Origin of the sequence: Dactylosporangium darangshiense (genome assembly GCF_039537565.1) — a bacterium.
Lineage (GTDB): Bacteria > Actinomycetota > Actinomycetes > Mycobacteriales > Micromonosporaceae > Dactylosporangium > Dactylosporangium darangshiense.
The window spans coordinates 57,879-80,469 of the sequence record NZ_BAABAT010000023.1 but is presented as its reverse complement, the minus strand read 5'-3'; the positions used below and the strand labels follow the sequence as shown (position 1 = coordinate 80,469).

The window sequence follows — 22,591 nt, the reverse complement described above, 5'->3', positions numbered from 1 at the left end:
GACCGGACTACGACGAGCCGGGCACGCGGACCGGACGGCGCATTACGACGAGCGGCTGAGCGACGACGGAGTCCAGTCCGGGTCGCGGCCGCTCAGCCCGAGCGTGCGCGCCAGCAGCGAGGCGCCGGACGGGACGGGCACCTCCGCGGCGTACACCCCCATCGAGCGCCCCTGATCGGCGGAGCGGGCGACCTCGGCGTACAACAGGCGCAGCACCTCGTCGTCCCACGTGACCGGCAGCCCGAGCGCGCGGGCCAGGTCCCAGCCGTGCAGCACGAACTCGCCGAGCACCATCCCGCCGACCACCTCGGCCGGCAGCTCCACCGTCGCCATCCGCGTCGTGCCGGCCCACGCCGCCGGCTCCCCCCACGCCTCCGCCAGCCGCGTGACCTGCTCGCGCAGCGAGTCGTACGCCGCGCCCGGCGGCACGCTCTCCTTGCGCGCCGCGCCCTCCAGCGCCGGCCCCCACTCCAGCAGGTGCCCCCGCAGCGCCGCCACGTCCCACCCCGCGCAGGGCGTCGGCGCCCCCAGGTCCCCGGCGCCGACCCGGTCCACGACCGCGAGCATCCCGAGCGCCGCTTCGCGCAGCAACAAGTGCTTCTCCATGCCGTCGAAGATCCCGCAGTGGTACCCCACGAGTCTTGAACAAACGCGACACAGTGCCTGGCAGGATGACCCATGATGCGCGACAGCCGCGAACTGGCCGGGGCGTGGTCACGCTTCCAGAGCCACGGCTTCGCCCCCGCCACAGAAGACCTGGCGCCCCTCGTCGCACGGTACTGGTGGGCCCGCTGGGACCTGCGCGGCGAACCCGACTACGCACAGCTGATCGTCCCGTACCCCAGCGTGCAGCTCACTTTCTCCACCGACGCTCCGCCGATGGTCCGCGGCGCCTCCCGCGGCCGCGTCCGCCGCACCCTGTCCGGCCTGGGCGCGGTCTTCGGCGTGACCTTCCGCCCCGGCATCTTCCGCCGCTTCCTGGCCTCGCCCGTCGAGTCGATCACCGACCGCGCCGTGCCCGCCGCCGCGGTGTTCGGCGACTCCCTCCCGCGGCTGAACGCCGCCCCGCTGCGCGAGACCCCGGACCCCCCGACGGTCGTGGCGGCGATGGCGACCGAGGTCGAGCGGTTCCTCCGTGAGCGCCTCCCGCCGCCCGACCCGATCGGCGACGAGGTGGCGGCGTGGTTGGCCGACATCGCCGCGACCCCCGAACTCCGCCGGGTCGACCACCTCACCGCCAGGTACGGCGTCCCCGCCCGCCGCCTCCAACGCCTCTTCGCCGAACACGCCGGGGTGAGTCCGAAATGGGTGATCCGCCGCTTCCGCCTGCACGAGATCACCGAGCGCATGGCGCGCCGCGAGCCGATCGACTGGGCCGGCCTGGCGTTCGAACTGGGCTACGCCGACCAGGCCCACCTGATCCGCGACTTCACCGCCATGTTCGGCGAACCCCCGACGAGCTACGCGGCCCGCTACTGAGGCGCGCGGACGCCGCGCCGGGTGGCCAAACGCGGAGGCGGACGGGAACGCGAGGCAGGGTGCGGAGACAGAATGAGGGTCGGGCGTGCGGCGGCGAGAGCGGGACAGCGAGGGCCGGCCGCGGCAGCGCGGGGCGGCGCCGGGCGAGGGAACGCGTGGCGGCGCCGGGCGCTGGGAACGCGGCGCGGGGTGGGGCCGGGCGCGGGAAGGCGGGGCGACGAAGGGCGCGGGAACGCGGGGCGGCGAAGGGCGCGGCAGCGCGGGGCGGGGAAGGGCGCGAGAGCGTGGGGCGGGAAAGCGAGGGCGGGCCGCGGGAGCATGGGACGGGGAAGGGCGCGGTGCCGGGCGGAGGCGGAGCGAGGCGTCGATCGGTCAGGATGTGGGGACCGACCGGGTGGGGCGGGCGGCGGCGGCTTGGGCGGCGACACGGCGGCGCGTAGGGTGGCGGGCGATGTCTGCGCTGCGTGTGAGTCTTGCCGCCGGGTTGGCGCTCGTGGTCGCCCTTGGCACAGCCGGCTGTGGGGGCGGGGACGACGCCGGCACGGCCGATCAGGCGCCCGTCGCCCAGGAGTCACAGGGGCGGCAGGTCGGCGACGGCTCCGCGCCGCCGGGGGCGAACGCCGGGCTCGCGCCGTCGAACGGGGGCAACGCCGCCAGCGGGGCGCCGGGTGCCGGCACCGCCAAGCATGCGTTCCCGCTGCAGGGCAAGGGGTCGTACTCGCACGACCATCACGACTACCCGGCCAGCGACATCATTGCCAACTGCGGGCTCAACGCGCTCTCGCCCGTCGACGGGACGGTGCTCGAGGTCACCAAGGTCGACACGTGGACGGCCAAGGTGAACGAAGGGTCGTCGCGCGGGGGGCTGTCGGTGTCGATTCTCGGCAACGACGGTGCGCGGTACTACATGTCGCACTTCTCCTCGATCAACGACGGCATCGAGGCCGGCACCAAGGTGCAGGCCGGGCAGCCGGTGGCCAAGGTCGGGCGGACCGGGGACGCCAGCGCCTGCCACATCCACTTCGGGCTCTCGCCGGCGTGCGCGAAGACCGGGGACTGGTGGACGCGGCGCGGGGTCATCTGGCCCTGGTCGTATCTGGACGCGTGGAAGGCCGGCAAGGAGAAGTCGCCCGTCGCCGAGCTCGACGCCTGGCAGAAGAAGAACGGCTGCCCCGACAAGGCCACAGTCGACCCGTAAGCCTAGTCGTGCTCGAGGCAGAACGGGTGGCCGGCGGGGTCGCTGTACACCCGGAAGCCCGACTCCTTCGACGACAGCAGCTGCGCGCCCATCCGCAACACCTTGGCCTCGGCGGCGTCGATGTCGTCGACCCAGATGTCCAGGTGCAGCTGCTGCGGATAGTTGGGGTCCGGCCACTGCGGCGGAATGTGGTTGGGCGCCAGCTGGAAGCTTATCCGCGCGGATCCGTCGCCGATGTCGATCCAGTCGCCGTCGACCTTCGTGATGGGCAGGTCGAGCAGCTCGGAGTAGAAGCGCGCCAGCCCGTGCGGGTCCGAGGTGTCCAGCACGACGGTGGAGAGTCTCGCAATCATGTCTCCATCGTGCCCCCACGGTACGACAAAAAACGCTAGGAGCCTTGAGCCTGGATCGCCGTGATCGCCACCGTGTTCACGATGTCCTTGACCGTAGCGCCCCGTGAGAGGTCGTTCACGGGCTTGCGCAGGCCCTGCATCACCGGGCCGACCGCGACGGCGCCCGCGGAACGCTGCACGGCCTTGTACGTGTTGTTGCCCGTGTTCAGGTCGGGGAACACGAACACCGTCGCCTGGCCGGCGACCGCGCTGCCGGGCAGCTTGGTGGCGGCGACGGCCGGGTCGATGGCCGCGTCGTACTGGATCGGGCCCTCGACGGGCAGGTCGGGCCGGCGCGAGCGGACGATCGCGGTGGCCTGCGCGACCTTCGTGACGTCGGCGCCGGCGCCGGAGGTGCCCGTCGAGTACGACAGCATCGCCACCCGGGGCGTCACGCCGAAGCGGGCCGCGGTGTCGGCCGAGGACAGCGCGATGTCGGCCAGCTGCTCGGCGTCGGGGTCGGGGTTGACGGCGCAGTCGCCGTAGACGAGGACGCGGTCGGGCAGCAGCATGAAGAACACGCTGGAGGCGACGCTCAGGCCCGGCACGGTCTTGATGATCTCGAACGCGGGGCGGATCGTCGCCGCCGTCGTGTGGGTCGCGCCCGACACCATGCCGTCGGCGTGGCCCAGCTGCACCATGAGCGTGCCGAAGTACGACACGTCGCCGACCACGTCGTAGGCCAGGTCCAGCGTCACGCCCTTGTGTGCGCGCAGGTCCCGGTAGACGGACGCGAACCGCTCGCGCAGCGGGCTGGTCGCCGGGTCGACGAGCTCGGCGGCGCCCAGGTCGACGCTCAGGTCGCGGGCCCTGGCCCGGATGACGGCCGGGTCGCCGAGCAGGGTCAGGTCGGCCACGCCCCGGCGGATCAGGATGTCCGCGGCGCGGATGATCCTCTCCTCGGTACCCTCGGGCAGCACCAGCCGCCGCTTGTCCGCGCGGGCGCGGTCGATGAGGTCGTACTCGAACATCAGCGGCGTCACCCGCGCCGAGGCGGTCAGCTCGAGCACGTCGGCCAGCGCCGCGGTGTCCACATTGGACTCGAACGCGCCCAGTGCGGCCTCGACCTTGCGCGGGTTGGCGGGGGAGAGCCGGTGCTGCATGCGCGTGGAGGACTCGATGGTGTCATAGCTCGCCGTCGGTACCGTGAGCACGGCCAGCCCCGGGTTCAGGCGCTCGAAGAGGGCCAGCGCGGCGGGGTCGGGCGTGATGCCGAGGGTCAGCACGATCCCGGCGAGGGGCACCAGGCCCGACGCGTGCGCGGCGCCCGCGGCCACGAGCAGGTCGTTGCGGTCGCCGGGGGTGATGAGCAGGCAGTCGGGGGTCAGGTGGGTCAGCAGGGCCGGCACCTGGGCGGCGCCGACGACGTAGTCGAGCACGTCGCGGCCCAGGGCGGTGTGCGGGTCGGCGCCGGCGGTGACGACGCTCGCGCCGAGGTGCGCGGCGACCTCGGCGACGGTGGGCGCCGCGACGGTCGGCACGTGGGGGATGACGAAGCACGGCACCGGCAGCTTCGGGGCCGCCACCGCCTCCGGGGTCCGGTTGAGCACCACGGCGGCGACGGTCGCGTCGAGGTCGGTCAGCGCGTGGTACGCCTGCCTGGCCATCGAGTCCAGCGCGGCCTCGTCAGCGCCGGAGCCGTTGACGACGGCCACGACGACGGCGCCGAACTCGTTGGCCAGCCGCACGTTGAACGCCAGGTCGTCGTCGATGTCGGTGCCTATGGCCACGACGGCGTCGTGCTGGTGCGCCAGGGGGCGGAACCGCTCGACGATCTGCCCGACGAGCTCCTCGGCCCGGCCTTCCGCGAGCATCTGCGACGCCTCGGCCTGGCTCACGCCGAACAGGCGTTCGTCGCGGATGCTGTACCGCGAACGGAGCAACTCCAGCAGAACATCGTCGGAGGCGGGGTTGACCGGCCGGAAGACGCCGATGCCGGGAACCTTGCGCGACAGCAGCTCGGCCAGGCCGAGGGCCACCGCCGACTTGCCGGAGTCCGGTCCGAGTTCGACGAGGTACACGATACGGGCCACGGCAGTAGTCTGCCTGGCATGATCCTGGTGCTCAACAGCGGCTCCTCGTCGGTGAAGTTCCGCGTCGTGGACCTCGACGACCCGGCGGCCGGCGAGCGCGGCCTCGTCGAGCGCATCGGCGAGCCCGGCGGCGTCCCCGACCACGCCGCCGCCCTCGAACAGGTGCTCGAAGGGCTCGGCGACGCCCCGATCGAGGCCGTCGGGCACCGCATCGTGCACGGCGGTACCCGCTTCGAGAAGCCGGTGATCGTCGACGACGAGGTCCTCGCCGCGCTGCGCAAGCTCGTGCCCCTGGCGCCGCTGCACAACCCGGGCGGGATCACCGGCATCGAGGCGGCGCGGGAGAAACTGCCGTCGGTGCCGCACGTGGCCGTGTTCGACACCGCGTTCCACGCCACCATCCCGCCGGCCGCGGCCACCTATGCGATCGACCGGGACCTGGCCGCGCGGTACGACATCCGGCGTTTCGGTTTTCACGGCACCTCGTGCGCCTATGTCTCCGGGCGGGCCGCGGCCCTGCTCGGCCGGCCCCTGGAGGAGCTCAACCTGATCGTGCTGCACCTGGGCAACGGGGCGAGCGCCACCGCGGTGCAGGGCGGGCGCAGCGTCGACACCTCGATGGGCATGACGCCCCTCGAAGGCCTCGTCATGGGCACCCGGTCGGGTGACGTCGACCCGGCCGTCGGCGCGTACCTCAACCGGGTCGCCGGCATGGACTTCGCCGCCGTCGACGACACCCTGCAGCGCCGCGCCGGCCTGCTCGGCCTCGCGGGCGTCAACGACATGCGTACCGTGCTGCAGCGCCGGGCCGACGGCGACGAGGCCGCCGCGCTCGCCTTCGACGTGTACTGCCACCGCATCCGCAAGTACGTCGGCGCCTACCACGCCGTGCTGGGCCGCCTCGACGCGATCGTGTTCACCGCCGGCGTCGGCGAGCACGCCCCCGCCGTGCGCGCGGCGTCGCTGTCGGGCCTACAGGCGTGGGGGATCGAGGTCGACGAGGCCCGCAACGCGGCGAACGAGCCGATCGTCAGCCCCGACGGCGCCCGGGTGGCGGTGTGCGTGGTGCCCACCGACGAGGAGTACTCGATCGCCGAGCAGACCGCCGCGCTGCTTTAGCCGGCGGCGGCGGTCCAGTCCGGGTACTTGGCGGCGCGGCCGTCGCCCGACGACGTGCCGCGCAGCCGGCGCGCCACCCAGGGCAGCACGTGCTCGCGGTAGTAGCGGGCCTCGGCCAGCAGCCGGCGGCCCGCCGGTGCGGCGGCCGGCACGCGGTAGTCCTCGCCGGCCGCGTCGAGCGCCGTCAGCACCAGCCCGGCGACCCGCCGGTGCCCGTGCGCGTTGAGGTGCAGCCGGTCGCCGGACCAGTAGGCGGCGCGGCGCAGCTCGATGTCGCCGAAGCAGTTGACGAACAGCAGGTCGTGACGCAGCGTCAGCTCGCGGACGGCCTCGGTGAGCTGCGCCGCCCGCTCGCGCAGCACCTTGCCGAACGGCAGGTGCTCGGACGGGTCGGCGCCGCTGAGCACGACGAGGCGCACGCCAGCGTCGGCGCAGCGCAGCACCGCCCGCTCGGTGAGGTCGACGAGCCGGTGCAGGTCCGAGCCGCGGCGCATCATGTCGTTGCCGCCGCCGTTGAGCGTGATCAGGGTCGGCAGCGGCGTCAGCGCGAGGGCGGCGTCGAGCTGGGTGGTGACGATCGGCTCGAGCAGGCGCCCGCGGATGGCGAAGTTCGCGTACTGCACGTCGCCGCCGTGTGCCGCGGCCAGCCCGGCGGCGACGAGGTCGGCCCAGCCGCGCGGTGTGCCGTCCGGCCGTTCGTCGCCCATGCCCTCGGTGAAACTGTCGCCGATCGCCACATAGCGCACTGGAGCCGTCCTTTCGTTCCCGGCAACCCTATGCCAGCCCGCCCGGCCCGGGCCCTGGCCTGTCGCGAGCGTCACGAAGGGCGTTCAGGGCGGCTGCGGCGCCGGCGACGGCGCGGGTGTGGGTGGAGCGGAGCTCCCCCACCGCGAGCGCAGCGAGCTTGAATACAGTCAGCGCCAGCCGCGGGGGTGGTTGGCGCTGCGGGGGCCGCTGCCGCGCGTGGGCGCGCCGGCCGCCTCGGCGAAGATGTCGGCCAGGGCCTCGAAATCGTCCCTGACCAGGCCCGCGGTGATGCGGACGTGGTCGGTGTCCAGGTGGCTCACCTCAAACGGGGCGCCCGGTGCGACCGCGATGCCGTGCGCCGCGAGGGTGAGCATCGCCACTTGCTGGCTGGCCACCGACATCCAGATGTTGATGCCGTCGGCGCCCGTGGCCGTCACGCCGCGGGCGCCGAGGGCGTCGAGCAACAGCGTGCGGCGGCGGGCGTACTCGTCGCGGGCGTGCTCGACCTGGCGTACCGTCGCCGGATCCGTGAGCAGCTCCACCAGGACGGCCTGCAGCAGGCGGCTCGACCAGCCGGGGCCGAGCAGGCGCCGGTCGGCGACCGCGGTGATGACCGAGTCCGGGCCGCCGATGGCGGCCAGGCGCAGGTCGGGGCCGTGGCTCTTGGAGAAGCTGACCACGTGGACGGTCCGCTCCGGCAGGCGGCGGCCGAGGCTCACCGGCGGGGCGGTGGCGATGCCGCCGGCGTGGTCGTCCTCGATCACGGTGACGCCGGGGTGTTTGGCCAGGACGCGGGCGAGCTTGTCGGCGCGGGCCTGGGTCATGCTCGCGCCGGTCGGGTTGTGCGCGCGCGGCTGCAGGTAGACGGCGACGGGCTCGCAGGTGGCCAGCGCCGCGGCGAGGGCGTCGGGGCGCAGGCCGTGCTCGTCGATCGGCACGCCGACGACGGTGGCGCCGACCGTCTCCAGGAGGTCCAGGGTCGGCGGGAACGCCGGGTCCTCGACGAGGACGTGGTCGCCGAAGCGGACCACGACGCCGGTGACGCGGTCGAGGGCGTCCATGGCGCCGTCGACGACGGTGAGGCGCTCCGGCGGGTAGGGCCAGCGCTCCCGCAGCACCTCCTCGAGCCGGGGCAGCACCGCGCCGTCGAGGTAGGAGGTGGTCAGGCGGGCGTCGCCGATGCGCTTGAGGGCCTCGGTCAGGCTCGGCAGCAGGTCGTAGTCCGGCACGCCGGTGGAGTAGTCGCGCTGCAGGCCTCCGCGCAGCTCGCTGACGCTTCCCAGAGACCCGAGCTGGGCATAACGCAGCCGCTGCCGGGGTACCGAGGGGCCGGCGACGAAGGTGCCGGAGCGCCCGCGGGTCTGGATGGCGCCCGCCCGGGCCAGGCTGCGCCACGCCTCGCTGACCGTCGTCGGGCTGATGCCGAGCTCCCGGGCGACGTCGCGGACGGTGGGCAGGCGGGTGCCGGCCGGCAGCGTCCCCGCGGTCACCAGACGGCTCACGGCCGCCGCGATGCCCCGGGCGCTGCGGTCGTCGACCGCCCCGGCGATAAGGGCGAGCAAATTACATCTCCGAAACATTCTGTAACGGTCGGACCATTGTCCGCCTAGATTTGTGTCGTTAGTGTCCTACGGCATCCGACCCAAGACAAGGTCACCCCAAGCCACCGGACACACCCCGCAACCGGCCTTTGTGGACGACCAGAGAGGGGCAGCCATGACGGTCATCCGGGCCGCCATAGTCCAGACCAACTGGACGGGCGACAAGGAATCGATGATCAAGGCGCACGAGGACTACGCCCGGCAGGCCGCCGCACAGGGCGCCCGGGTGATCTGCTTCCAGGAGCTGTTCTACGGCCCGTACTTCTGCCAGGTCCAGGACTCCGCCTACTACGAGTACGCCGAGTCGATCCCCGGCCCGACCACCGAGCGCTTCCAGGCCCTCGCCGCCGAGCTCGGCATGGTGATGGTCCTGCCGATGTACGAGCAGGAGCAGCCCGGCGTGCTGTACAACACCGCCGCCGTGCTCGACGCGGACGGCAAGTACCTCGGCAAGTACCGCAAGAACCACATCCCGCAGGTGAAGGGCTTCTGGGAGAAGTTCTACTTCCGCCCCGGCAACCTCGGCTATCCCGTCTTCGACACCGCCGTGGGCAAGGTCGGCGTCTACATCTGCTACGACCGGCACTTCCCGGAGGGCTGGCGAGCGCTCGGCCTCAACGGCGCGCAGATCGTGTTCAACCCTTCGGCGACCAGCCGCGGCCTGTCCGCCTACCTCTGGCAGCTCGAGCAGCCGGCCAGCGCCGTGGCCAACGAGTACTTCATCGGCGCCATCAACCGCACCGGCATCGAGCCCCTCGGCGACAACGACTTCTACGGCACCAGCTACTTCGTCGACCCCGAGGGCAAGTTCGTCGGCGAGGTCGGCGACGCGCACAACCCCGAGCTCATCGTCCGCGACCTCGACCTGGACCTGCTGGCCGCCGTCCGCGACCGCTGGCAGTTCTACCGCGACCGCCGCCCCGACGCCTACGGGGAGCTGGTGCAGCCGTGACCGGCATTTTGATCAAGGGCGGGACGGTCGTCGGGCCGCAGGGCGCGATCCCGGGTGACGTGCTCGTCATCGGCGAGAAGGTCTCCGCGATCTTCATGCCGGGCGACGGGCCCGTCGAGGGCGACTTCGAGGTGCTCGACGCCACCGGCAAGTACGTGATCCCGGGCGGCGTCGACGCGCACACCCACATGGAGCTGCCCTTCGGCGGCACCTTCGCCAGCGACACCTTCGACACCGGCACCAAGGCGGCGGCGTTCGGCGGCACCACCACCATCATCGACTTCGCCGTGCAGCGCACCGGCGAGGTCGTGCAGGACGGCCTGGCCGCGTGGCACGCCAAGGCGGCCGGCGAGTGCCACATCGACTACGCCTTCCACCAGATCCTCGGCGGCGTCGACGACGAGTCGCTCAAGGCCATGGACCAGCTCGTCGCCGACGAGGGGATCACCAGCTTCAAGCTCTTCATGGCGTACCCCGGCGTCTTCTACAGCGACGACGGGCAGATCCTGCGGGCCATGCAGAAGGCGCGGGACAACGGCGCCATGATCATGATGCACGCGGAGAACGGCCCCGCCATCGACGTGCTCGTCAAGCAGGCGCTCGAGCGCGGCGAGACCGACCCGATCCACCACGGCCTCACCCGCCCCGAGGCTCTCGAGGCCGAGGCGACCAGCCGCGCGATCTGGCTGGCCAGCGTCGCCGCCGACTGCCCGCTCTACATCGTGCACCTGTCCGCGTCCAAGGCCCTCGAGCAGGTCGCCGCCGCACGGGACCTCGGGCGCAACGTGTTCGCCGAGACCTGCCCGCAGTACCTGTACCTCACCCTCGAGGACCAGCTCGGCGCGCCCGGCTTCGAGGGCGCCAAGTGGGTCTGCTCCACCCCGCTGCGCAGCAAGCACGAGAGCCACCGCGCCGACCTGTGGCGCGGCCTGCGCAGTAACGACCTGTCCGTGGTCTCCACCGACCACTGCCCCTTCTGCTTCAAGGACCAGAAGGAGCTCGGCATCGGCGACTTCTCCAAGATCCCCAACGGCATCGGCAGCGTCGAGCACCGCGTCGACCTGCTGTACCAGGGCGTCGTGGACGGCAAGCTGTCTCTGTCCCGCTGGGTGGAGACCGTCGCCACCACGCCGGCGCGGATGTTCGGGCTGTACCCGCGCAAGGGCGTCATCGCGCCCGGCTCCGACGCCGACATCGTCCTCTACGACCCCACGGCGCGCACCCGCATCAGCGTCGAGACGCACCACATGAACATGGACCACTCGGCCTGGGAGGGCTACGAGATCGCCGGCAAGGTCGACACGGTCATCTCCCGCGGGACCGTGATCGTCTCCGGCGACGCCTACCACGGCCGCAAGGGTCACGGGCAGTACCTCCGCCGAGGCCTGTCCGACTACCTGGTTTAGGGGCAACAACATGCGTGAGATCAAGCATTGGCTCGACGGTCAGGCCGTGTCCGGCACCAGCGGCCGGCAGCTGCCGGTCTGGGACCCGGCCACCGGCGAGCAGCAGGCGTACGTCGTCGCGGCCACCGCCGCCGAGACCGACGCCGCCGTCGCGAGCGCCCTCGCCGCCTACCCGGCATGGCGGGCCGCCTCGCTGTCGCGCCGGGCCGAGGTCATGTTCCGCTTCCGCGAGCTCGTCGACGCCAACCGCAAGGAGATCGCCGCGCTGGTGAGCGCCGAGCACGGCAAGACCGTCGCCGACGCCGGCGGCGAGCTGGCCCGGGGCCTGGAGAACATCGAGTTCGCCACCGGAGCCCCGCACCTGCTCAAGGGCGGCTACAGCGAGCAGGCCTCCACCGGCGTCGACGTGTACTCCATCCGCCAGCCGCTGGGCGTCGTCGCCGGCATCACGCCGTTCAACTTCCCGGCGATGGTGCCCATGTGGATGTTCTGCAACGCCCTCGTGTGCGGCAACACGTTCGTGCTCAAGCCCAGCGAGAAGGACCCGTCCGCCTCGCTGCTGCTGGCCGACCTGTTGCGCCAGGCCGGGCTGCCCGACGGCTGCTTCAACGTCGTGCAGGGCGACCGCGAGGCCGTCGAGCGGCTCATCGCCCACCCCGACGTGCAGGCGCTGAGCTTTGTCGGCTCCACCCCGATCGCCCGGGCCGTCTACGAGGCCGGCACCCGCGCCGGCAAGCGGGTCCAGGCGCTCGGCGGCGCCAAGAACCACATGGTGGTACTCCCGGACGCCGACGTCGACGCGGCCGCCGACGCCGCCGTCTCCGCCGGCTACGGCTCGGCGGGGGAGCGGTGCATGGCCGTCTCCGTCGTCGTCGCGGTCGGCGCCGTCGCCGATCCGCTCGTCGCCGCGATCAGCGAGCGCATCGGGCGCATCGCCGTCGGACCGGCCACCGACCCGGCCGCCGAGATGGGGCCGCTCATCACCCGCGAGCACCGCGACCGGGTGGCCGGCTACCTCGCCGACCCCGGCACCGCCGAGGTCGTCGTCGACGGGCGCGACGCGCCGGTCAGCCAGGGCCCCGGGTTCTTCCTCGGCGCCTCGCTGGTCGACAAGGTCAGCCCGGGCTCGCCGCTGTACACCGACGAGATCTTCGGCCCCGTCCTGTCCGTCGTGCGCGCCGAGTCCTACGACGAGGCCGTGAAGCTCGTCAACGACAACGAGTACGGCAACGGCACCGCGATCTTCACCCGCGACGGCGGCGCCGCCCGGCAGTTCCAGTACGACGTCATCTGTGGCATGGTCGGCGTGAACGTCCCCGTGCCGGTTCCGGTCGCCTACTACAGCTTCGGCGGCTGGAAGTCGTCGCTCTTCGGCGACCTGCACATGTACGGGCCCGAGGGCATCCAGTTCTACACGCGCAGCAAGGTCGTCACCTCCCGCTGGCCGGACCCGGCCACCTCCGAGGTCGACCTCGGCTTCCCGAAGGTGCGGTGAACGATGGACATAGGGGTGGTGCTGCAGTGCGACCCGCCCGCGATGGGCGTGGTCGAGCTTGCGAAGCGGGCCGAGGCGGCCGGCTTCAGCCACGTGTGGACGTTCGACTCCCACGTGCTGTGGCAGGAGCCGTTCGTCATCTACAGCAAGATCCTCGCCGACACGCAACGCGTCGTCGTCGGGCCCATGGTGACCAACCCCGGCACCCGGGACTGGACGGTCACCGCCTCGCTGTTCGCCACCCTCAACGAGATGTACGGCAACCGGACCATCTGCGGCATCGGGCGCGGCGACTCGGCGGTGCGCGTGCTGGGCGCCCGCCCGACCACGCTCGCCGAGCTGCGCGAGTGCGTGCAGGTGATCCGGGAGCTGGGCAACGGCCGGCCGGTGCGCCTGCGCGAGCGGGACCTGCAGTTCGCGTGGGCGCCCGACAGCCGGCTCGAGGTGTGGGTCGCCGCATACGGGCCCAAGGCGCTCGCGCTGACCGGCGAGGTCGGCGACGGGTACATCCTGCAGCTGGCCGACCCGGACATCGCCGCCTGGATGATCAAGGCGGTCCGCGCGGCGGCGGAACAGGCCGGACGCGACCCGGCGGCGATCAAGTTCTGCGTGGCCGCGCCGGCCTACGTCGGCGACGACCTCGCGCACCAGCGCGACCAGACCCGCTGGTTCGGCGGCATGGTCGGCAACCACGTCGCCGACATCGTGGCCCGCTACGGCGCCCAGGGCGCGGTCCCGGCGGTCCTCACCGACTACATCAAGGGCCGCACCGGCTACGACTACGCACAGCACGGCCGGGCCGGCAACGTCCACACCGACTTCGTGCCCGACGAGGTCGTCGACCGCTTCTGCATCCTCGGCCCGGTCGAGCAGCACCTCAAACGCCTCGCCGAGCTCAAGGAGCTCGGCGTGGACCAGTTCGCCCTGTACCTGCAGCACGACGCGAAGGAGTCCACGCTCGCCGCCTACGGCGAGCACGTCATCCCGGTCGTCTCATGAGACGAGTTCTCGGTGCCCTCGGTGGCTTCGCCGCCTTCGTCGCCCTCTGGGAGGGCTACAAGGCGGTCGGCGCACCCGAGGGCACCGCGCTCTGGGGGGTGCACATCCTGCCCCGCACCGACGACCTTTCCATGCCGCACCTGTACACCGTGATCCAGCGCCTCGGCCACCCGGAGCTCGCCGGCGGCCGCCCGATCTGGCGCGTCGTCCTCGACGCCTGCCTGTTCACGTTCGGCATCACCGCGGCCGGTTTCGCCGCCGGCGTCCTCGTCGGCTTCCTGCTCGCCGCGCTCATGCAGCGCTTCGGCGTCATCGAGCGCGGCCTGCTGCCCTATGTCGTGCTGTCCCAGACGGTACCGCTGGTCGCACTCGCACCGCTCGTCGCCGGCTGGAGCGGCCGGCTGTCGTTCGGCCCCTACCCGTGGCAGGACTGGATGACGGTGTCGACGATCGCGGCGTACCTCGCGTTCTTCCCCGTCGCCGTCGGCCTGCTGCGCGGCCTGCAGTCCCCGCCGGCAAGCGGCGTCGAGCTGATGCGCAGCTACGCCGCCGGCTGGTGGCGCACGTTCGTGAAGCTGCGCCTGCCCTCGGCGCTGCCGTTCCTGTTCCCGGCCCTGCGCCTGGCCGGCGCCGCCGCGGTCGTCGGCGCGGTCGTCGGTGAGATCTCCACCGGCACCCGCGGCGGCATCGGCCGGCTCGTCATCGAGTACGCCCGCGAGGCCACCTCCGACCCCGCGAAGGTGTACACCGCCATGCTCGGCGCCGCCGTGCTGGGCCTGGCCGTCGCCGGGTTCGTCAGCCTGCTCGAGATCCCCCTCATGCGCCACCGCCGCCGAGTAGAGGTGAACGTGATATGACCGCGGTGTCGATCGCGGGCGTGACCAAGGTCTTCAACGCGGGCCGATCCGACGAGGTCACCGCGCTGTCCGATGTGGACCTCACCGTCGACAGCGGACAGTTCGTCTCCCTCATCGGGCCGTCCGGCTGTGGCAAGTCGACGCTGCTGCGGCTTATCGCCGACCTCATCGAACCGACCAGCGGCACGCTCACCGTCGCCGGCAAGCCGGCCCGGCAGGCGCGGCGGGACCAGGAGTACGGCATCGCCTTCCAGCAGGCCGGGCTGTTCGAGTGGCGCACGGTGCGGCGCAACGTCGAGCTGCCGCTGGAGCTGCGCCGCATCCCGCGCCAGCAGCGGCGGGCCCGGGCCGAGGAGATGCTCGGCCTCGTCGGGCTGTCGGACTTCGGCGGGCACTACCCGGCACAGCTCTCCGGCGGCATGCAGCAGCGCGTGGCGATCGCGCGGGCTCTTGCGGTACACCCGCCGCTGCTGCTCATGGACGAGCCCTTCGGCGCCCTCGACGAGATGACGCGCGAGCGGCTGCAGACCGAGCTGCTGCAGATCTGCGCCAAGACGGAAACGTCGACGGTCTTCGTCACGCACTCGATCTCCGAGGCGGTGTTCCTGTCCGACAAGGTCGTCGTCATGTCGGCCCGCCCCGGCCGGATCGTCGCCACCATCGACGTCGAGCTGCCCTCCCGCGACGAGGCCGCGCGGCAGTCCACCGCCTACTTCGACACCGTCACCGCCGTGCGCAAGGCGCTGCGGTCATGAGGTGGGCCCGCACCGTGCTGCCGCCCGTCGTCGTCGGCGTGCTCGGCCTCGCCGGCTGGGAGCTCACCGTCAAGCTGGGCCGCATCGCGCCGTTCATCCTGCCGGCCCCCTCGGCGATCTGGGCCGAGCTCGTCGAGCAGCGCGGCAACGTCCTCGACGCTGCCCTGGCCAGCGGGGCCAACGCCCTCGCCGGGCTGATCGGCGGCACGGTCGTGGCCGTGCTGGCCGCGCTGCTGACCAGCCAGGCCCGGTGGCTCAGCGACGTCTCGGTGCCCTTCGCCGCGGTCGTCAACGCGCTGCCGATCATCGCGCTGGCGCCGATCCTCAACAACATGTTCGACTCCACCAGCAGCGTGCCGCGCCGGCTGGTCGCCGGGATCATCGTGTTCTTCCCGGTGTTCGTCAACACGCTGCGCGGCCTGCGGGAGGTCGACCCGACCCACCGCGAGCTCATGGACAGCTACGCCGCGGGCGGGTGGAAGTTCGCCCGCCTGGTGCGGCTGCCGAGCGCGCTGCCACACCTGTTCACCGGCCTGCGACAGGCGTCGTCGCTGGCCGTCATCGCTGCGGTCGTCGCGGAGTACTTCGGCGGGCTGCAGGACGGGCTCGGGGCGCGCATCACCTCCGCCGCCGCGTTCACCGCGTATCCCCGTGCGTGGGCGTTCGTGGCCGGAGCATGCGCCCTCGGGCTCGCCTTCTACCTGACCACCCTGCTGCTGGAGCGGCTCGCGATGCCCTGGAAGGCCCGTTCGTAGTTTTTTTCAACGGTACCCCCGGAGGATCCTGTGAAGAGAGTGCCCCTGATCGGGGCCGTGGTCGCGGCAGGGCTCGCCCTGGCCGGCTGCGGCACCGCCGACGAGCCCACCACGCCGACCGCCACGAGCAGCGGCGGCACCAAGGTTGTGAAGCTGCAGCTGCAGTGGTTCTTCCAGGCCCAGTTCGCCGGCTACATCGCCGCCGTGGACAAGGGCTTCTACAAGGAGCAGGGCCTCGACGTGCAGCTGCTGGAGGGCGGCGTCGACATCGTCCCGCAGACCGTCCTCGCGCAGGGCAAGGCCGACTACGCCGTGGCGTGGGTGCCCAAGGCCCTCGCCTCGCGCGAGCAGGGCGCCGGCATCACCGACGTCGGGCAGATCTTCGCCCGCTCCGGCACCTACCAGGTCGCCTTCGCCAGCTCCAACATCAAGATCCCGGCCGACTTCAAGGGCAAGAAGGTCGGCAACTGGGGCTTCGGCAACGAGTACGAGCTCTTCGCCGGCATGACCAAGGCCGGGCTCAACCCCGGCAAGGACGTCACCCTCGTGCAGCAGCAGTTCGACATGCAGGCGCTGCTGAAGAAGGAGATCGACGTCGCGCAGGCCATGTCCTACAACGAGTACGCGCAGCTGCTCGAGGCCACCAACCCGGCCACCGGCCAGCTGTACAAGCCGGAGGACTTCACCATCATCGACTGGAAGGACGTCGGCACGTCGATGCTGCAGGACGCCGTCTGGGCCAACACCGACAAGCTCAAGGACAAGGCGTACCAGGACCAGACCGTGAAGTTCCTGACGGCGACGATCCAGGGCTGGGCCTTCTGCCGCGACAACCCCGAGCAGTGCCGCGACATGGTGGTGGCCAAGGGCTCCAAGCTCGGCAAGACACACCAGCTGTGGCAGATGAACGAGGTGAACAAGCTCGTGTGGCCGGCACCGCTGGGCATCGGCGTGGTGAGCGAGGGCGACTGGACGCGCACCGTGGACATCTCGCTCAACACCAAGAACCAGACCGGCGACACGGTACTCAAGAAGAAGCCCGAGGGCCTCGACCACACGAACGAGTACATCAACCAGGCCGTCGCGGCGGCGAAGGCCGCCGGCGTCGACGTCAACGGCAACTCGTTCAAGCCCGCGACGGTCACGTTGACCGCCGGCGGCGCCTGATTTACTGCTTACGCGCGACGCCGCCGTACATGTGGACGTGCTCGTCCGGTACGGCGGCGGCCGCCGCGTCCGGCCGCCAGTGGTTCACCAGCACCACGCCAGGCTCGATCAGCTCGAACCCGTCGAAGAGCGCCTCGACCGTCCTCAGGTCGCGCGCCTTCTCGTCGATCCCGCGCGCCACGTAGGCGGCAACCCCCTTGTTGACCTCGTCCGGCGCGCTGTCGGCCGTAACCGTCGACAGTGCCAGCACGCTGCCGGCGGCCAGCGGCGCCATGAGCCGCTCGATGATCCGCCGCGCCTTGGTCTCGTCGACGATGAACTGCAGGATCGCGATCAGGCTGACCGCGACCGGCTGCGACAGGTCGAACGTCTCCCGGAACTGCGGCGACGCCACGATCGCATCGGGATCGTGCAGGTCGGCGTCGAGGTAGGCGGTCCGCCCGAGCGGCGACCCGGTCAGCAGCGCACGGGCGTGCACGAGCACGATCGGATCGTTGTCGACGTACATGACCCGGCTCTGCGGCGCCACGCTCTGCACGACCTCGTGCAGGTTGGGCGCGGTCGGCAGCCCCGCGCCGATGTCGAGGAACTGCCGGATGCCCAGGTCGGCGGCGATGAACCGCGCCTGCCGCGCCATGTAGTTGCGGTTGGCCCGCATGGAGATGGCCAGGTTGGGCCAGTCCACGGTGATCCCGGCCGCGGCCTCCCGGTCGGCGGCGAAGTTGTCCTTGCCGCCGAGCAGGTAGTCGTAGATGCGGGCAGAGTGCGGAACGCCGGTGTTCAGTTCGACCGATGTCACTGCCCTAGCCTAGCTGTTCCCCGCCGGCCCTCGTCGCCGCGGAGGTGGCGCGGCGACGAGGGCGGGAGGGATCAGAGGGAGGTCGTGTGGGCGTCGGCGGCGTCCAGGGCGTCGTCGATCGCGTCGATGCCCTGCAGGAGCTCGTCCTCCGTGATGACCAGCGGCGGCACCACGTGGACCCGGTTGAAGTGCGTGAAGGGCCAGACGCCGCGGGACTTGCAGCCCGCGATCACCTCCGCCATCGGGGCGGCGGCGGGGCCGGAGGCGTTGTAGGGCACGAGCATCTCGCGGGTGTCGCGGTCGCGGACGAGCTCGATCGCCCAGAACAGGCCCAGGCCGCGGACCTCGCCGACGCTCGGGTGGCGCTCACGCAGCTTCTCCAGGCGCGGGCGGACCACGCGCTCGCCCAGGTCGCGGACGCGCTCGGGGATGGACTCCTCGCGCATCACCTCGATCGTGGCCACGGCGGCCGCGCAGGCGAGGGGGTGGCCGGAGTACGTCAGGCCGCCCGGGAACGGGCGCTCGGCGAACGTCTCGTAGACCCGCGGGCCGAGGATGACGCCGCCGAGCGGGACGTAGCCCGAGTTCACGCCCTTGGCGAACGTGATGAGGTCGGGTACCACGGACCAGCGGTCGACGGCGAACCACTCCCCGCAGCGGCCGAAGCCGCTCATGACCTCGTCGGCGATCAGCAGGGCGCCGTGGCGGTCGCACAGGTCACGCACGCCCGCGAGGTAGCCGGGGGGAGGTACCAGGATGCCGTTGGTGCCGACGACCGACTCGAGGATCACCGCGGCGATGGTCTGCGGGCCCTCGAGGGTGAACACCTCCTCGAGGTGGGCCAGGGCGCGCTCGGTCTCCTGCTCCTCGCTGTCGGCGTGGAAGGGTGAGCGGTACGGGTACGGGCCGAAGAACCGCACCACGCCCGGCATCGCCGGCTCGTTGGCCCAGCGGCGCGGGTCGCCGGTGAGCGTGATCGAGCCCGTGGTCGCGCCGTGGTAGGAGCGGTAGGCGGCGAGGATCTTGTGGCGGCCGGTGGTGGCGCGGGCCATGCGGACCGCGTGCTCGTTGGCCTCGGTGCCGCCGTTGGTGAAGAACACGTGGCTGAGGTCGCCGGGCGCGACCTCGGTGATGAGGCGGGCCGCCTCGCTGCGCGCCGCGTTGCCGAACGTGGGCGCGATCGTGCACAAGGCCGCGGCCTGCTCCTGGATGGCGGCCACCACCCGGGGGTGCTGGTGGCCGAGGTTGAGGTTGACCAGTTGCGAGGCGAAGTCGAGGTACCGCCGGCCGGACTCGTCCCAGAAGGTCGCGCCCTCGCCGCCGGCCACGACGACCGGATCGAGGCTGCGCTGGGCCGACCACGAGTGGAAGACGTGCGCTCGGTCGTCGAGGTACGCGTCGGTGCGTTGTCCCGTCATGAGCTGAAGCTAATGGCACACGTCCGGCCGTACAATACTTGCTCTGTTACAGGTTGTTACCGCCCTTATGCTGGTCCCATGCAGATCACCTCGGAACAGGAACTGGAGGAGCTGCTCGGGTCGCCGATGCCCCGGGCCAAGTCCAAGGAGCGCCCGCGCCTGTGCCAGACCGACCGCGACTGGCTCGCCCTGTCGCCGTTCGTCCTCGTCGGCACCAGCGACGCGCAGGGCAACTGTGACGTCTCGCCGAAGGGCGACCCGCCCGGCTTCACCTACGTCGTCGACGACAGCACGATCGCCGTGCCGGAGCGCCCCGGCAACAGGCGCGCCGACGGCTTCCACAACATCCTGGCCAACCCACACGTCGGGCTGATTTTCCTCGTGCCCGGCCGCCGCGAGACCCTGCGGATCAACGGCCGCGCCCGGCTGCTCACCGACGCGCCCTGGTTCGACGAGCTCGTCGTCGAGGGCCACCGGCCGGTCCTGGCGCTCGTCGTCGACATCGACACGATCTTTTTCCACTGCCAGAAGTCGTTCATGCGCTCGAAGCTGTGGAAGCCCGAGACCTGGACGCCCGAGCAGCTGCCCTCGCACGCCAACCTGGTCAAGAGCGTGCAGGACACCCCCGAGAGCGTCGAGCAGCTCGAGGAGTACTACGCCGAGGCCAACTACAGCCGGGGCCTGTACGCCTGAGGGAACTTTGGGGGGTTAGACCTACTGCCGCGGCACCCTCGCGCGGACAGAATGGCTGCATGACCTGGTGGCCGTTCGCACGCCGAGGACTGGTCAGCATCGGCCGGGTGGCGCTCGTCGGCATCCTGTCGTTCCCGATCCACCTGTTCCTCGTCATCCTCACCGTGTTCTCGTGGCTGACCACGGTGCTCGGGGTCGGGCTCGTGTTCGCCCCGCTGGTGCAGCTGCTGGTGCGCGCCTACGCCGACGCGCGGCGGGACCTCGCGCGTGAGTGGGCCGGGGTCGAGATACCCCGGCCCTACCGGCCGCGGCCCGCCGGCGCGTTCATCGGCTCGCCGCGGCGGTGGATGTGGCTGGTGCGCGACCCGGCGACGTGGCGCGACCTGCTGTGGCTCGTCGGCGGGGCGCCGCTGGGGCTCGCGGGCGGGTTGGCCGGGCTCATCGCGCTGCTGTACGGCGTGCAGGGCGTCGTCCTCGTCCCGGTCATCGCCAGCGCGGCCAGCGGCTATTACGGCTACGGCGTGACGTGGCCCGTCGACGACCTCGCCGACTTCCTGCTCGTCCCGCCGCAGGGCGCCCTGATCACGGCCGGCGCCCTGTACTGCGGGCCGTGGCTGCAGTGGGCGCTGGCGCGGTACGACCACAGCCTGCTCGGGCCGACCCGCAGCGCAGTGCTCTCCGTGCGTGTCGACCGGCTCACCCAGACGCGCACGCAGGTCGTCGACGCGCAGGCCGCCGAGCTGCGCCGCATCGAGCGCGACCTGCACGACGGCGCGCAGGCCCGCATCGTCGCGCTGGGCATGAGCCTGGGCATGGCCGAGGACCTCGTCCGGCACGACCCGGACGCCGCGCAGGCGCTCATCGCCGAGGCCCGCCAGGCCAGCACCAAGGCCCTCGCCGAGCTGCGGCTGCTCGTGCGGGGCATCCACCCGCCGGTGCTCGCCGAGCGCGGCCTGCTGGGCGGGCTGCGGGCCCTGGCCCTGACGCTGCCGCTGCCGGTCGCGGTCGAGGCCGTGGACGGTGAGCTGCCGGGGCGGCCCCCGGCGCCGGTCGAGTCCGCCGCGTACTTCGCCGCGGCCGAGGCGCTCGCCAACGTCGTCAAGCACAGCGGCGCCACGGCCGCATGGGTATCGTTGACCTACTTCGGGGGAGCCCTCTACGTCAGCGTCGGCGACGACGGCGTGGGCGGCGCGGCGGCCCGCGCCGGCTCGGGGCTGGCCGGCGTCGAGAAGCGGCTGGCCGCGTTCGACGGGAGCCTCCGCGTCGACAGCCCGCCCGGGGGGCCGACCGTGCTGACCATGGAGCTGCCTTGCGCGTTGTCATCGCCGAAGATCTCGCCCTCCTCCGCGACGGGCTGATCCGGCTGCTCGGCGCGTACGGGTTCGAGGTCGTCGCGGCCGTCGACAACGGCGCCGACCTGCGCGCGGCGCTGCTGGCGCACCGGCCCGACGTCGCCGTCGTCGACGTGCGCCTCCCGCCGACCTTCACCGACGAGGGGCTGCGCGCCGCCATCGCCGCCCGGGCCGAGGCGCCCGGCCTGCCGGTGCTGGTCCTGTCGCAGCACGTGGAGCAGCTCTACGCCCGCGAACTGCTCTCCGACCGCAACGGCGGGGTCGGCTACCTGCTCAAGGACCGGGTGGCCACGGTCGGTGAGTTCGTGGATGCGGTACACCGGGTCGCCGCCGGCGGCACCGCCATGGACCCGGAGGTCGTCTCGCAGCTGCTGGCCCGCAACGCCGGCGCGCCGACCCGTGCGCTCACGCCGCGCGAGCGCGAGGTGCTCGGCCTGATGGCGGAGGGCCGCTCCAACGCGGCGATCGCGTCCCAGCTCTTCGTGACGGAGAAGGCGGTCGGCAAGCACATCAACAACATCTTCGCCAAGCTCGAACTGCCGCCCTCCGAGGACGACAACCGGCGGGTCCTGGCCGTGCTGGCGTATCTCAATGCCTAGCCCGCGCGCACACGAGCAGGTCGTGGCCCGGCTGCGCGCCGCCGGCTGCGTCTTCGCCGAGGAGGAGGCCGGCCACCTGCTCGCCGCGGCCGCCGACGACGAGGCGCTGGAGGCCATGGTGGCCCGCCGCGCGGACGGCGCACCGCTGGAGCACGTGCTCGGTCACGCATTTTTCGCAGGGGTACGCCTGGACATCGCCGACGGCGTCTTCGTCCCACGGCACCGCACGGAGCTGCTGACGATGACCGCCCGCGCGCTGATCCGCAACGGCGCCACGGTCCTCGACCTGTGCTGCGGCACCGGCGCGCTCGGCCTCGTCGTGGTCCGCGGCGTGCCGGGTGCGCGCCTGGTCGCCGCCGACATCGACCCTGTCGCCGTCGACTGCGCCCAGCGCAACCTGGCCGGCGTCACCGGCGAGGTGTTCGCGGGCGACCTGTTCGAGCCGCTGCCGGCCGACCTGCGCGGGCGGGTCGACATCCTGCTCGCCAACGTGCCCTACGTGCCCACGGCCGAGATCGCGTTCCTGCCCGAGGAGTTCCGCGTCCACGAGGCGCGGGCCGCGCTCGACGGCGGCGACGACGGCCTCGACGTGTTCCGCCGGGTGGCCGCCGAGGCGCCCGGGTGGCTCGCACCCAACGGCGCCCTGCTGTGCGAGGCGGGCACCGCCCAGCTCGACGAGGCGCACCGGGTCCTGCGCGCCGCCGGCCTGCACCCGGCGACGGTCACCGACGAGGAGACCGAGACGAGCATCGTGGTCGGCCGCCTACGCTGAGCC

At 72.2% G+C, this 22,591-nt stretch carries 22 protein-coding genes; 15 read left to right on the top strand and 7 right to left on the bottom strand.

The window, feature by feature from the left end:
• Positions 1–42: 42 nt before the first annotated feature.
• Entirely contained in the window at positions 43–606 is a 564-nt protein-coding gene (locus ABD901_RS33950) for a TIGR03086 family metal-binding protein (protein WP_345133175.1), read from the bottom strand.
• 72 nt (positions 607–678) lie between these two features.
• Here ABD901_RS33950 and ABD901_RS33945 point away from each other — a divergent pair, with 72 nt between their 5' ends.
• Together ABD901_RS33945 and ABD901_RS33940 are read left to right on the top strand one after the other, a co-directional pair.
• Entirely contained in the window at positions 679–1,479 is an 801-nt protein-coding gene (locus ABD901_RS33945) for a DUF6597 domain-containing transcriptional factor (protein WP_345133173.1), read from the top strand.
• A 451-nt stretch (positions 1,480–1,930) separates the two neighbouring features.
• Positions 1,931–2,677 (top strand): M23 family metallopeptidase, encoded by a 747-nt coding sequence (locus ABD901_RS33940; RefSeq protein ID WP_345133172.1) that lies wholly within the window; start codon positions 1,931–1,933, stop codon positions 2,675–2,677.
• A gap of 2 nt (positions 2,678–2,679) precedes the next feature.
• On the opposite strand, the gene ABD901_RS33935 is transcribed toward ABD901_RS33940, so the two are convergent.
• Positions 2,680–3,030, bottom strand: coding sequence for a VOC family protein (locus ABD901_RS33935; protein WP_345133170.1), 351 nt, complete (start codon positions 3,028–3,030; stop codon positions 2,680–2,682).
• A gap of 35 nt (positions 3,031–3,065) precedes the next feature.
• Positions 3,066–5,102, bottom strand: coding sequence for a phosphate acetyltransferase (pta, locus tag ABD901_RS33930; protein ID WP_345133168.1), 2,037 nt, complete (start codon positions 5,100–5,102; stop codon positions 3,066–3,068).
• Positions 5,103–5,120: 18 nt separating this feature from the next.
• On the opposite strand from pta, the gene ABD901_RS33925 reads away from it, so the two are divergent.
• Positions 5,121–6,221 (top strand): acetate/propionate family kinase, encoded by a 1,101-nt coding sequence (locus tag ABD901_RS33925; protein WP_345133166.1) that lies wholly within the window; start codon positions 5,121–5,123, stop codon positions 6,219–6,221.
• On the opposite strand, the gene ABD901_RS33920 is transcribed toward ABD901_RS33925, so the two are convergent.
• Together ABD901_RS33920 and ABD901_RS33915 are read right to left on the bottom strand one after the other, a co-directional pair.
• Positions 6,218–6,967, bottom strand: a complete 750-nt coding sequence (locus tag ABD901_RS33920) for an SGNH/GDSL hydrolase family protein (RefSeq protein ID WP_345133164.1) — start codon at positions 6,965–6,967, stop codon at positions 6,218–6,220. The genes ABD901_RS33925 and ABD901_RS33920 overlap by 4 nt on opposite strands.
• Positions 6,968–7,135: 168 nt before the next feature.
• Positions 7,136–8,530 (bottom strand): aminotransferase-like domain-containing protein, encoded by a 1,395-nt coding sequence (locus tag ABD901_RS33915; protein WP_345133162.1) that lies wholly within the window; start codon positions 8,528–8,530, stop codon positions 7,136–7,138.
• Positions 8,531–8,684: 154 nt separating this feature from the next.
• Between ABD901_RS33915 and ABD901_RS33910 the strand changes: the two genes are divergently transcribed.
• Genes ABD901_RS33910 through ABD901_RS33875 form a run of 8 tightly spaced genes read left to right on the top strand, consistent with a single transcriptional unit; the run spans position 8,685 to position 16,955 of the window.
• Positions 8,685–9,521 carry a nitrilase-related carbon-nitrogen hydrolase gene (locus ABD901_RS33910; RefSeq protein ID WP_345133160.1) on the top strand — a complete coding sequence of 279 codons (837 nt, stop codon included), beginning with the start codon at positions 8,685–8,687 and terminating at the stop codon, positions 9,519–9,521.
• Positions 9,518–10,927, top strand: coding sequence for a dihydropyrimidinase (gene hydA, locus ABD901_RS33905; protein WP_345133158.1), 1,410 nt, complete (start codon positions 9,518–9,520; stop codon positions 10,925–10,927). Before ABD901_RS33910 ends, hydA begins: the two co-directional genes overlap by 4 nt.
• 10 nt (positions 10,928–10,937) lie before the next feature.
• Positions 10,938–12,422 carry a CoA-acylating methylmalonate-semialdehyde dehydrogenase gene (mmsA, locus tag ABD901_RS33900; protein WP_345133156.1) on the top strand — a complete coding sequence of 495 codons (1,485 nt, stop codon included), beginning with the start codon at positions 10,938–10,940 and terminating at the stop codon, positions 12,420–12,422.
• Positions 12,423–12,425: 3 nt separating this feature from the next.
• The gene (locus ABD901_RS33895; protein ID WP_345133154.1) at positions 12,426–13,421 is read left to right on the top strand and encodes a TIGR03842 family LLM class F420-dependent oxidoreductase; all 996 of its coding nucleotides are present in this window, start codon (positions 12,426–12,428) and stop codon (positions 13,419–13,421) included.
• Positions 13,418–14,278 (top strand): ABC transporter permease, encoded by an 861-nt coding sequence (locus ABD901_RS33890; RefSeq protein ID WP_345133152.1) that lies wholly within the window; start codon positions 13,418–13,420, stop codon positions 14,276–14,278. The genes ABD901_RS33895 and ABD901_RS33890 overlap by 4 nt, the downstream gene beginning before the upstream one ends.
• Positions 14,275–15,033 carry an ABC transporter ATP-binding protein gene (locus ABD901_RS33885; protein ID WP_345133150.1) on the top strand — a complete coding sequence of 253 codons (759 nt, stop codon included), beginning with the start codon at positions 14,275–14,277 and terminating at the stop codon, positions 15,031–15,033. Before ABD901_RS33890 ends, ABD901_RS33885 begins: the two co-directional genes overlap by 4 nt.
• Entirely contained in the window at positions 15,030–15,788 is a 759-nt protein-coding gene (locus ABD901_RS33880; RefSeq protein WP_345133148.1) for an ABC transporter permease, read from the top strand. Before ABD901_RS33885 ends, ABD901_RS33880 begins: the two co-directional genes overlap by 4 nt.
• A gap of 30 nt (positions 15,789–15,818) precedes the next feature.
• On the top strand, positions 15,819–16,955 hold the full coding sequence (locus ABD901_RS33875; protein WP_345133146.1) for an ABC transporter substrate-binding protein: 1,137 nt from the start codon (positions 15,819–15,821) through the stop codon (positions 16,953–16,955).
• 1 nt (position 16,956) lies between these two features.
• Here the strand turns inward: ABD901_RS33875 and ABD901_RS33870 are convergent, their stop codons facing one another.
• Positions 16,957–17,754, bottom strand: coding sequence for an SAM-dependent methyltransferase (locus tag ABD901_RS33870; RefSeq protein WP_345133144.1), 798 nt, complete (start codon positions 17,752–17,754; stop codon positions 16,957–16,959).
• 71 nt (positions 17,755–17,825) lie between these two features.
• The gene (locus tag ABD901_RS33865) at positions 17,826–19,172 is read right to left on the bottom strand and encodes an aspartate aminotransferase family protein (protein ID WP_345133142.1); all 1,347 of its coding nucleotides are present in this window, start codon (positions 19,170–19,172) and stop codon (positions 17,826–17,828) included.
• A gap of 78 nt (positions 19,173–19,250) precedes the next feature.
• Here ABD901_RS33865 and ABD901_RS33860 point away from each other — a divergent pair, with 78 nt between their 5' ends.
• Genes ABD901_RS33860 through ABD901_RS33845 form a run of 4 tightly spaced genes read left to right on the top strand, consistent with a single transcriptional unit; the run spans position 19,251 to position 22,588 of the window.
• On the top strand, positions 19,251–19,865 hold the full coding sequence (locus ABD901_RS33860) for a pyridoxamine 5'-phosphate oxidase family protein (protein ID WP_345133140.1): 615 nt from the start codon (positions 19,251–19,253) through the stop codon (positions 19,863–19,865).
• A 59-nt stretch (positions 19,866–19,924) separates the two neighbouring features.
• The gene (locus ABD901_RS33855) at positions 19,925–21,223 is read left to right on the top strand and encodes a sensor histidine kinase (RefSeq protein ID WP_345133138.1); all 1,299 of its coding nucleotides are present in this window, start codon (positions 19,925–19,927) and stop codon (positions 21,221–21,223) included.
• The gene (locus ABD901_RS33850; protein ID WP_345133136.1) at positions 21,175–21,816 is read left to right on the top strand and encodes a LuxR C-terminal-related transcriptional regulator; all 642 of its coding nucleotides are present in this window, start codon (positions 21,175–21,177) and stop codon (positions 21,814–21,816) included. The genes ABD901_RS33855 and ABD901_RS33850 overlap by 49 nt, the downstream gene beginning before the upstream one ends.
• Positions 21,809–22,588 (top strand): putative protein N(5)-glutamine methyltransferase, encoded by a 780-nt coding sequence (locus ABD901_RS33845; RefSeq protein WP_345133134.1) that lies wholly within the window; start codon positions 21,809–21,811, stop codon positions 22,586–22,588. Before ABD901_RS33850 ends, ABD901_RS33845 begins: the two co-directional genes overlap by 8 nt.
• Positions 22,589–22,591 lie beyond the last annotated feature (3 nt).

Coding starts and splice junctions, on each gene's coding strand:
- ABD901_RS33895 (WP_345133154.1), top strand. CDS start 12,426: ATGGACATAGGGGTGGTGCTGCAGTGCGACCCGCCCGCGATGGGCGTG.
- ABD901_RS33945 (WP_345133173.1), top strand. CDS start 679: ATGATGCGCGACAGCCGCGAACTGGCCGGGGCGTGGTCACGCTTCCAG.
- mmsA (WP_345133156.1), top strand. CDS start 10,938: ATGCGTGAGATCAAGCATTGGCTCGACGGTCAGGCCGTGTCCGGCACC.
- ABD901_RS33880 (WP_345133148.1), top strand. CDS start 15,030: ATGAGGTGGGCCCGCACCGTGCTGCCGCCCGTCGTCGTCGGCGTGCTC.
- ABD901_RS33865 (WP_345133142.1), bottom strand. CDS start 19,172: ATGACGGGACAACGCACCGACGCGTACCTCGACGACCGAGCGCACGTC.
- ABD901_RS33940 (WP_345133172.1), top strand. CDS start 1,931: ATGTCTGCGCTGCGTGTGAGTCTTGCCGCCGGGTTGGCGCTCGTGGTC.
- ABD901_RS33860 (WP_345133140.1), top strand. CDS start 19,251: ATGCAGATCACCTCGGAACAGGAACTGGAGGAGCTGCTCGGGTCGCCG.
- ABD901_RS33890 (WP_345133152.1), top strand. CDS start 13,418: ATGAGACGAGTTCTCGGTGCCCTCGGTGGCTTCGCCGCCTTCGTCGCC.
- ABD901_RS33885 (WP_345133150.1), top strand. CDS start 14,275: ATGACCGCGGTGTCGATCGCGGGCGTGACCAAGGTCTTCAACGCGGGC.
- ABD901_RS33855 (WP_345133138.1), top strand. CDS start 19,925: ATGACCTGGTGGCCGTTCGCACGCCGAGGACTGGTCAGCATCGGCCGG.
- ABD901_RS33950 (WP_345133175.1), bottom strand. CDS start 606: ATGGAGAAGCACTTGTTGCTGCGCGAAGCGGCGCTCGGGATGCTCGCG.
- ABD901_RS33910 (WP_345133160.1), top strand. CDS start 8,685: ATGACGGTCATCCGGGCCGCCATAGTCCAGACCAACTGGACGGGCGAC.
- ABD901_RS33925 (WP_345133166.1), top strand. CDS start 5,121: ATGATCCTGGTGCTCAACAGCGGCTCCTCGTCGGTGAAGTTCCGCGTC.
- ABD901_RS33845 (WP_345133134.1), top strand. CDS start 21,809: ATGCCTAGCCCGCGCGCACACGAGCAGGTCGTGGCCCGGCTGCGCGCC.
- ABD901_RS33935 (WP_345133170.1), bottom strand. CDS start 3,030: ATGATTGCGAGACTCTCCACCGTCGTGCTGGACACCTCGGACCCGCAC.